Below are 10,618 nucleotides of genomic sequence, written 5' to 3' on the forward strand. Positions count from 1 at the left end.
GAGGCGGTGCGGTTCCTGGACGGCGTCCGGGCCTTGGAGGCCGCGGGTGTCACCTCGTATCTCGAACTCGGTCCGGACGGTGTGCTGTCCGCCCTTGCGCAGGAGTGCATCGGGAGCGAGGGAGTAGTCTTCTCCCCGCTGTTGCGGGTCGGCCGGCCCGAGACGGAGACGGTGGCAACCGCACTCGCCCAGGTGCATGTGCGGGGTGTCGCCGTGAACTGGGAGGCGTACTACGCCGGTACGGGCGCCCAGCGCGTGGATCTGCCCACCTACGCCTTCCAGCGCGAGCGGTACTGGCCGGAGACCGGCACACCTCTGCCCGGAGACACCGCCGGGCTCGGGCTGGCCGCCGCCGGTCACCCGCTGCTGGGCGCGGCGGTCGCCCTGGCGGACGCCGACGGGTGTGTCTTCACCGGCCGGCTCTCGCTGCGGACGCACCCTTGGCTGACGGACCACGTCGTCATGGGTTCCGTACTGGTTCCCGGAACGGCTCTCGTCGAACTGGCCCTGCACGCGGGCGAGCGCGTCGGCACCCGGGCCCTGGACGAGCTGACCCTTCAAGCCCCGCTGATCCTTCCCGAGCAGGGCGCGGTCCAGCTGCAGCTCGTGGTCGGTGCGCCCGATGTCTCCGGCCGTCGCCCGGTGGCCGTGTACTCCCGTCCGGACGCCGATGAAGAGCCCTGGCTGCGGCACGCCGACGGCCTGCTGACTGACGAGGTCCGGGGTCCCGCCGCCGATCTCGCCGTATGGCCGCCGGCCGACGCGACCGCCGTACCGGTGGACGGCGCGTACGAGATCCTCGACGCCTGCGGTCTCGCGTACGGCCCGTTGTTCCAGGGACTGCGCGCGGCCTGGCGGCGAGACGGCGAACTCTTCGCCGAGCTGGCCCTGCCCGCGGAGGCGCAGGCGGACCCCGTCGCTTTCGGGCTGCACCCCGCATTGCTCGACTCGGCGCTGCACGCCCTCGTGCTGGGCGACGTGATGACGGACTCCGACGAGGCAGCCGATGGTGCCAGGCTGCCGTTCGCCTGGAGCGGTGTCCGGCTGCACGCGGCCGGTGCCTCGGCGGTACGGGTCCGGCTGGCGCAGTCCGGCCGTGAAGCGGTCTCCCTGGAACTGGCCGACGCGGCCGGTGAGCCAGTCGCCTCGGTGGACTCGCTGGTCCTGCGGGCCATGTCGCCCGAGCAGCTCGGCGCGGCGGCGCGCGCCGGTCGCCAGGAGTCGCTGTTCCAGGTCGACTGGACGGAGCTTCCGGTGGACCGCGCCGCGATGTCAACAGGCGTCGAGCGGGCGGTGGTCGGCGCCGCCGTGCCAGGGCTGGACACTCCGCCCCACGCCGATCTCGCCGCCCTGGCCGCCGCTCACGCCGACGTGCCTGAGCTGGTGTTCATCACCACGGAACCGGAGTCCGAGGCGGACGCGGACGACCTGCCGGGTGCGGTGCATGCGCGCGCCGCCCACGCGCTCGCTCTCGTACGGACATGGCTGGCCGAGGAACGCTTCGCCTCCTCGCGCCTGGTGTTCGTCACGTGTGGCGCGATGGTGGCCCGTGCTGCCGAATCCGTCCGTGACCTCGCGGGTGCGGCTCTGTGGGGTCTGGTCCGGTCCGCCGGTACCGAGCACCCCGGCCGGTTCGCCCTCGTCGACATCGATGACCAGGGCCTGCCCGAACAGGCGGTGACGGAGGCCCTGATGGCGGGCGAGCCGGAGCTCCTGGCGCGCGGGGGCTCTCTCCTCGCACCGAGGCTGGCGCGTGCTTCGAACGCTGAGGCAGTGCGTGAGTGGGCTGTTGATGGCACGGTGTTGGTGACGGGTGCGAGTGGTTCGTTGGGTGGGTTGTTCGCGCGTCATCTGGTGGTTGAGCGTGGTGTGCGGCATCTGTTGTTGGTGAGTCGTCGTGGTGGTGCGGCTGTGGGTGCTGCGGAGCTGTCGGCGGAGTTGGCTGGATTGGGTGCGACGGTGTCGTGGGCGGCGTGTGATGTGGCCGATCGGGATGCGTTGGAGTCTGTGCTGGCGGCGGTTCCTGCTGAGCGTCCGTTGACGGCGGTGGTGCATACGGCGGGTGTGCTGGATGACGGTGTGGTCGGTTCTCTGTCGGTTGAGCGGTTGTCTTCGGTGTTGCGTCCGAAGGTGGATGCGGCGTGGAATCTGCATGAGTTGACGCGGGGTCTTGATCTTTCGGCGTTTGTGTTGTTCTCGTCGGCTGCTGGTGTGTTCGGTGGTGCGGGGCAGGCGAACTACGCGGCGGCGAATGTGTTCCTGGATGCTCTGGCGTCGCATCGCAGGGCGCAGGGTCTGGCCGCGACCTCTCTGGCTTGGGGCCTGTGGGCTGAGACTGGGGGTATGGGGGGTGAGCTGGATGCCGGTGAGGTGTCGCGGCTGGGCCGTGGTGGTGTGACTGCGCTGTCGGCCGGGGAGGGGCTGGCGCTTTTCGATGCGGTGTCCGTCTCCGAGCAGGCGTTGTTCGTGCCGGTGAAGCTGGATCTGGTGGCGTTGCGGGCGCAGGCGGGCAGTGGTGGCATGCTCCCGCCGCTGCTCAGCGGCCTGGTCCGCACCCCCACCCGCCGCACCGCAAGCGCCGCCGACGCTGTCGCGACGCCGGCGGAGCGCCTGGCCGGACTGCCGGTCGCCGACCAGACGGCGTACGCCCTGGAGCTGGTGCGTACTCAGGTCGCCACCGTCCTCGGGTACGCCGGGCCGGAGGCGGTCGAGACGGACCGCTCGTTCCGCGAGCTGGGCTTCGACTCGCTGACCGCCGTCGAGTTGCGCAATCTTCTGGGCGCTGCGACCGGGTTGCGGCTGCCTGCCACGCTCGTCTTCGACTACCCGAACTCGGCGGTACTGGCCGACCATCTGCGGTCCGAACTCGTCGGCGCGGCGCCTGCGGCGGCCGCCCCGGCCGCCGCCCCGGTCCGCGACGACGAGCCGATCGCGATCGTGGGCCTGGGCTGCCGTTACCCCGGAGGCGTGGCGAGCCCGGAGGACCTGTGGCGACTGGTCCTGGAGGGCCGGGACGCCATCTCGGAGTTCCCCGATGACCGCGGCTGGGACGTGGAGGCGCTGTTCGACGCCGACCCCGACCAGCAGGGCACGAGCTACGCCCGCGAAGGCGGGTTCGTCGGCGACGCGGGCCACTTCGACGCGGCGTTCTTCGGGATCTCGCCTCGTGAGGCCGTCGCGATGGACCCGCAGCAGCGGCTCCTGCTCGAAACCTCGTGGGAAGCCTTCGAGCGGGCGGGTATCGACCCGACCGCCCTGCGCGGCAGCCGGACCGGAGTGTTCGCGGGCGTCATGTACCACGACTACGCCTCCCGCCTCACCACACTCCCCGAGGGCGTCGAGGGCTTCCTGGGCACCGGCAACGCGGCCAGCGTCATCTCCGGCCGTGTGTCGTACGCGTTCGGACTCGAAGGCCCGGCCGTCACCGTCGACACCGCCTGCTCGTCGTCGCTGGTCGCCCTGCACCTTGCCGTCCAGGCGCTGCGCAACGGTGAGTGTTCGCTGGCCCTGGCGGGCGGTGTGACGGTCATGGCGACCCCCGCGCCGTTCGTGGAGTTCAGCCGGCAGCGGGGCCTCGCGGCCGATGGCCGGTGCAAGGCCTTCTCGGCAGACGCCGACGGCACGGGCTGGTCCGAGGGCGCGGGCGTCCTGCTGGTCGAGCGGCTGTCGGATGCGCGGGCGAACGGTCATCCGGTGCTGGCGGTGGTGCGTGGTTCGGCGATCAATCAGGACGGTGCGAGTAATGGTCTGACTGCTCCGAACGGTCCGTCGCAGCAGCGTGTGATCCGTCAGGCGCTGGCCAGTGCGGGTCTGTCGGCCGCGGAGGTCGATGTCGTGGAGGCGCACGGTACGGGGACGACGCTGGGTGACCCGATCGAGGCGCAGGCGCTGCTGGCCACGTACGGGCAGGAGCACACCGGCGAGCAGCCGCTGTGGCTCGGTTCGATCAAGTCCAACATGGGACACACCCAGGCTGCTGCGGGTGTCGCGGGCATCATCAAGATGGTCCAGGCGATGCGCCACGGTGTTCTGCCGAAGACCCTGCACGTCGACGGGCCGACACCGCACGTCGACTGGTCGGCGGGGGCGGTGTCGCTGCTCGACGCGGTCACCCCGTGGCCGGAGACCGGTCGCCCACGCCGCGCCGCCGTCTCGTCGTTCGGCTTCAGCGGCACCAACGCCCACGCCATCATCGAGCAGGCCCCGGACGCGGCGGAGCCCGTCGTACGCCAGGAACCCGAGCGGGCGCCGGGCAGCCTGCCGTGGGTGCTCTCCGGCAAGACCGCCGAAGCCCTGCACGAGCAGGCCGCGCGCCTGCGTGCGTACGCGCTGGACAATCCCGAACTGGCCCCCGCCGACATCGGCTACTCCCTGGCCACGAGCAGGACAGCGCTCGACCGCCGCGCAGCCGTTGTCGCCGAGGACCGCGAGGGATTCCTTACGGGTCTTGCGGCGCTGGCCGCAGGCGATTCGGCAGCGAACCTGGTGGAGGGCTCACCGGCCGCCGGAAAGCTCGCCTTCCTGTTCACCGGGCAGGGGAGCCAGCGGCTCGGGATGGGCCGTGAGCTGTACGAGACCTACCCGGCCTACGCCGAGGCACTGGACGCGGTCTGCGACAGCCTCGATCTCGAAGTACCCCTGAAGGACGTGCTCTTCGCCGACGACAGCGATCTGCTGAACGAGACCGCGTACACACAGCCTGCCCTTTTCGCCGTCGAGGTGGCGCTGTTCCGGCTGGTGGAGAGCTGGGGTGTGACGCCGGACTTCCTGGCCGGTCACTCGATCGGTGAGATCGCCGCCGCCCACGTGGCCGGGGTGCTGTCGCTGGAAGACGCGTGTGCACTGGTCGCCGCCCGTGGCCGCCTGATGCAGGAGCTTCCGTCCGGTGGTGTGATGATCGCTGTGCAGGCGTCGGAGGACGAGGTCCTTCCGCTGCTCACCGACAGCGTGAGCATTGCCGCGATCAACGGCCCCCAGTCCGTGGTCATCGCGGGCGACGAGGAGGCGGTGGTCGCTGTCGCCGAGTCCTTCGCGGACCGCAAGTCCAAGCGGCTGACGGTCAGTCACGCATTCCACTCGCCGCACATGGACGGCATGCTCGACGCCTTCCGCAAGGTCGCCGAGGGGCTCTCGTACAACACTCCGCGCATCCCGGTCGTCTCCAACCTGACCGGGGCCCTGGTGACCGACGAGATGGGTTCGGCCGACTTCTGGGTCCGCCATGTCCGTCAGACGGTCCGGTTCCTCGATGGCGTACGGGCCCTGGAGGCCGCGGGCGTCGCCACGTACCTCGAACTCGGCCCGGACGGGGTGCTCTGCGCCCTCGCGCAGGAGTGCGTCACCGAGAACGCCGCGTTCGTCCCCGCCCTGCGCAACGACCGCCCCGAGGCGGAGACCGTCACCACGGCCCTTGCCCAGGCGCACCTGCGAGGCATCGCCGTCGATTGGGAGGCGTTCTACTCCGGCACCGGTGCCCGGCGCACCGATCTGCCCACCTATGCCTTCCAGCGGCAGCGCTACTGGCTGGAGGCGCCCGCCCACGCGGTGAGCGGAGATGTGGCGTCCGCCGGGCTCGGCGCCGCCGGGCATCCCCTTCTCGGTGCGGCGGTCGAACTGCCCGACTCGGACGGGTTCCTGTTCACGGGCCGGCTCTCGCTGCGCACGCACCCCTGGCTCGCCGACCACACCGTGGCAGGCACCGTCCTGCTTCCTGGCGCCGCGCTCGTCGAACTGGCCGTGCGCGCCGGGGACCACGCAGGCTGCGATCTGCTGGAGGACCTCACGCTGGAGGCGCCCCTGGTGCTGCCCGAAGCGGTCGGGGTGCAGCTTCGGCTGGCCGTGGCAGAGCCCGACGCGTCGGGAAGGCGGGTCTTCCACGTGTACTCGCGCCTGGAGGACGCCGCGTTCGACGAGCCCTGGACCCGGCACGCGAGCGGTGTCCTGGCCGTCGCGGGCCAGGCCGAGGCCGAGGCGCAGCCCGAGTGGCCGCCGGCCGGGGCCGAGCCCTGCGACGTACACGACCTGTATCCGTCGTTCGATGAAATCGGGCTCGGATACGGTCCGGCATTCCGCAATCTGCGGCTCGCCTGGCGGCGCGGTGAAGAAGTCTTCGCCAAGGTCGCCCTGGCCGACGACCGCACGCCGGAGGCCGCCCTGTACGGGCTCCACCCGGCGCTGCTGGACGCCGCCCTGCACGCGGTCGGCCTCGGGGACTTCTTCGCCGACGCCGCCGAGGGCGCCCGGCTGCCGTTCTCGTGGGACGGGGTACGACTGCACGCCGTCGGCGCCGCGGCGCTGCGGGTACGTATGGCGCCGGCCGGTCAGGACGCGGTCGCGCTGACGATCGCCGACGAGTCGGGTCAGCCGGTCCTCACGGTCGACTCGCTCGTACTGCGTCCGCTCGTCACCGACTCGCTCGGCGGAGGCACGGGAGGGCCGGGTGCAACACGCGACGCCCTGTTCCAGGTCGACTGGCCCGTACTGCCGCTGCCCGGGGCCCCGTTGCCTGCCGATGGCCGCTGGGCCCTGCTGGGCGGCGACCCGCTGAAGCTGGGCGCGGCGCTGGAGCGGACCGGAGTCCTGGAGCGAACCGCGGCGTTCGGTACGGATGCCGAGCACGCCGATGGCCACCACACGGAACTGTCGGCGCTCGGGGAAGCGGTCGACCTGGCCGAGGCCCTGGGCAAGACGGCGCCGGAGACGGTCCTGGTCTCGATGGCACCCGACCTCGGCCCGGCCGGCGGTCTCGCGTCGGCCGTGCACACCGCCACCACCGATGCGCTGGAGCTCATCCAGTCCTGGCTGGCGGACGAACGGTTCGCCGGTTCCCGGCTGGCCGTCGTCACCCGCGGCGCCGTCGCCACACAGGCCGGCGAGGACGTCGAGGACCTGGCGCACGCGGCTGTGTGGGGCCTGGTGCGCTCCGCGCAGGCCGAGCACCCGGACCGGCTGGTGCTGGTCGACCTCGATGGTGAGGACGCCTCCTACCGGGCCCTTCCCGCGGCGCTCGACAGCGACGAGACACAGCTCGCCGTAAGGGACGGGGTCGTACGGGCTCCGCGTCTGGCACGTGCCGCCACCGCTCCCGTGACGGAAGCGGGCGCCGGATTCGACCCGGAGGGCACCGTCCTCATCACGGGAGCCAGTGGCACCCTCGGCGGCCTGCTCGCCCGGCACCTGGTCGCCGAGCACGGCGTACAGCACCTGCTGCTCACCAGCCGCCGGGGTGCCGAGGCCGACAGCGCGCCGGAACTCACGGCATGGCTGACCGAGTTGGGTGCGCAGGTGACCTGGGCGGCGTGCGACGTGGCCGACCGCGACGCGCTGGCCGCACTTCTGGAGTCCGTGCCCGTCACCCATCCGCTGACGGCCGTCGTGCACACCGCCGGTGTGCTGGACGACGGCACGGTCGAGTCGCTGACCGCCGAGCGGGTGGACCGGGTGCTGCGGCCCAAGGTCGACGCTGCGTGGCAGCTGCACGAGCTGACCCGCGGTCTCGACCTGTCGGCGTTCGTGCTGTTCTCGTCGGCCGCCGGCGTGTTCGGCAACGCGGGACAGGCGAACTACGCGGCGGGCAACGCCTTCCTCGACGCCCTCGCCCAGCACCGCAGGGCGCAGGGGCGCACGGCGGTCGCGCTCGCCTGGGGCCTGTGGGACGACGAGGCGGGCATGGCCGCCACCCTCGACGAGACGGACCGCCGCCGTCTGAGCCGGGGCAGCATGCAGCCGCTCTCGGCGGCCGAAGGCCTCGAGCTGTTCGACGCGTCGCTGCCCGGTGCTCCATCCTCGGACGCCGTGGCGGGTGCGGCCGATGAGGCGCGGACCGCGAGTGTGCTCGTGCCCGCAAAGCTCGACCTGGCCAAGTTGCACGTCCAAGTGGGCGACTCCGTACCGCCGTTGCTGCGAGGACTGCTCCGTACCCCCGTACGGCGCAGGGCGAGCGGCCATACGGCGCAGGCCCCGGACTCACTCGCGCAGCGGCTGGCCCAACTCCCGCCCGCCGAACGGGACCGGGTGCTCCTCGACCTGGTCTGCACCCAGGTGGCCCAGGTACTCGGCCACAGCGGGGCCGCCGCCATCGAGCCGGGCAGCGCCTTCAAGGAGCTGGGCTTCGACTCGCTGACAGCGGTGGAGCTGCGCAACCGGCTGGGTGCCGCGAGCGGTCTGCGGCTGCCGGCGACGCTGATCTTCGACTATCCGACCCCCGAAGAGCTGAGCGGATATCTGCGCTCGGCACTGCCCTTCGATGACGACGGGCCGTCCCTCTTCGGCGAACTCGACCGGCTGGAGGCCGCCTTGGGCGCGGCGGACGCGGACAGCGTCACGCGCGCGCGCATCACAATGCGCCTCCAGGCCCTCGTGGCCAAGTGGAACGACGCACCGGACGCGAGCGGCGCCGCCGCCGGGGCCGACGATGACGACGACCTCGAGACCGCGACGGACGACGAGCTCTTCGATCTGCTCGACGACGAGCTCGGAGCTTCCTGACCACCACCGTACTGCCGCCCGCCGGAGAAGCCGGCCGGCAGCCCTCTGACACGAAGCCACGGGATCCCGCACGCCGGGGCCCGGGCCGCCCGGACGACCGACCGTACAACCGCCCCTGAGGCATGGAGCCCACGCAATGGTGAACGAGGACAAGCTTCGCGACTACCTCAAGCGGGCGACCGCCGATCTGCGCCAGGCCCGCAGGCGGCTGCGCGAGGTCGAGGACAAGAACCAGGAGCCCATCGCCATCGTCGCGATGAGCTGCCGCTACCCCGGAGGTGTGCGCACCCCCGAGGACCTGTGGCGGCTCGTCGAGAACGGTGACGACGCCGTCTCAGGCTTCCCGGTCGACCGCGGCTGGGACGTCGAGTCGCTGTACGACGCCGACCCCGACAGCCCCGGATCCAGCTATGTCAGCGAGGGCGGCTTCCTCTACGACGCCGCCCGCTTCGACCCCGCCCCCTTCGGGATCTCGCCGCGTGAGGCGCTGGCGATGGACCCGCAGCAGCGATTGCTGCTGGAGACGTCGTGGGAGGCGTTCGAGCGGGCCGGCATCGACCCGTCGTCCGTGCGGGGCAGCCGTACGGCCGTCTTCGCCGGCGTGATGTACCACGACTACACCGCGCGCCTCGACTCCGTGCCCGAGGGTGTCGAAGGCTTCCTCGGCACCGGCAGCTCCGGCAGCATCGCCTCCGGCCGGGTGGCCTACACCTTCGGTCTCGAAGGCCCGGCCGTCACCGTCGACACCGCCTGCTCCTCCTCCCTGGTCACCTTGCACCTGGCGGTGCAGGCGCTGCGGGCCGGTGAGTGCTCGCTGGCGCTGGCCGGGGGTGTCACCGTCATGGCCACTCCTGCGACGTTCACCGAGTTCAGCCGCCAGCGCGGTCTGGCTCCCGACGGACGCTGCAAGCCCTTCGCGGCTGCCGCCGACGGTACGGGCTGGGGCGAGGGCGTCGGCATGCTCCTCGTCGAGCGGCTCTCCGACGCACAGCGCAACGGCCACCCGGTGCTCGCCGTCGTTCGCGGTTCGGCGATCAATCAGGACGGTGCGAGCAATGGTCTGACTGCTCCGAACGGCCCGTCGCAGCAGCGTGTCATCCACCAGGCGCTCACCAACGCCCGACTGTCTGCCGCCGATGTGGATGTCGTCGAGGCGCACGGTACGGGGACGACGCTCGGCGACCCGATCGAGGCACAGGCCGTCCTGGCGACATACGGGCAGGACCGCCCCGCCGACCGGCCGCTGCTGCTGGGCTCGATCAAGTCCAACATCGGCCACACCCAGGCTGCCGCGGGTGTCGCGGGCATCATCAAGATGGTCGAGGCTATGCGCCACGGCGTCGTGCCGAAGACCCTCCACCTCGACGAGCCGACCCCGCACGTCGACTGGGAGGCGGGCGCCGTTTCCCTGATCGAGGAGACGATCGCCTGGCCGGAGACCGATGAGCCCCGTCGTGCGGGTGTGTCGTCGTTCGGGTTCAGTGGGACGAATGCGCATGTGATCGTGGAGCAGGCGCCGGTGGTGGAGGGTGTGTCCGTCCCGGTGGAGGGTTCGGGCGGTTTGCCGGTGGTGCCGTGGGTGTTGTCGGGTAAGAGTGCGGGGGCGTTGCGGGCGCAGGCGGAGCGGTTGTCGGGCTGGCTTGCGGGTGCGTCTGGTGCGTCGGGTGGGCCGGCGGGTGTGCGGGTGCTGGATGTGGGTTGGTCGTTGGTGTCGTCGCGGGCGGGTTTGGATCATCGGGCGGTGGTGCTGGGTGATCATGCGGCGGGTGTGGCTGCGGTGGCGTCGGGTTCGATGGCTGCGGGTGTGGTGACCGGGACTGTGGTTGGTGGGAAGACGGCGTTCGTGTTCCCGGGGCAGGGGTCGCAGTGGGTGGGCATGGCCGAGGGTTTGTTGGACGCTTCACCGGTGTTTGCTGCGCGGGTGGATGAGTGTGCGGAGGCGCTGGAGCCGTTTACGGACTGGTCGCTGCGCGATGTGCTGCGCGGTGTGGAGGGTGCGCCGTCGTTGGAGCGGGTGGATGTGGTGCAGCCTGCTTTGTTTGCGGTGATGGTGTCGCTGGCGGAGGTGTGGCGGGCTGCGGGTGTGCGTCCGGGTGCGGTGATGGGGCATTCGCAGGGTGAGATCGCTGCT

At 71.6% G+C, this 10,618-nt stretch carries 2 protein-coding genes; both read left to right on the top strand.

Features of this window, described 5'->3' with window-relative positions; translation table 11 throughout:
- Nucleotides 1–8,487 (top strand): type I polyketide synthase (locus ACZ6ZQ_RS38080; RefSeq protein WP_469773121.1); only part of this gene is annotated, 8,487 nt, incomplete at its 5' end.
- A 139-nt stretch (nt 8,488–8,626) separates the two neighbouring features.
- Nucleotides 8,627–10,618: type I polyketide synthase (locus tag ACZ6ZQ_RS38085; RefSeq protein WP_469773122.1), on the top strand; the 1,992-nt coding region annotated here is incomplete at its 3' end.

Source organism: Streptomyces sp. NPDC053673 (assembly GCF_055585225.1).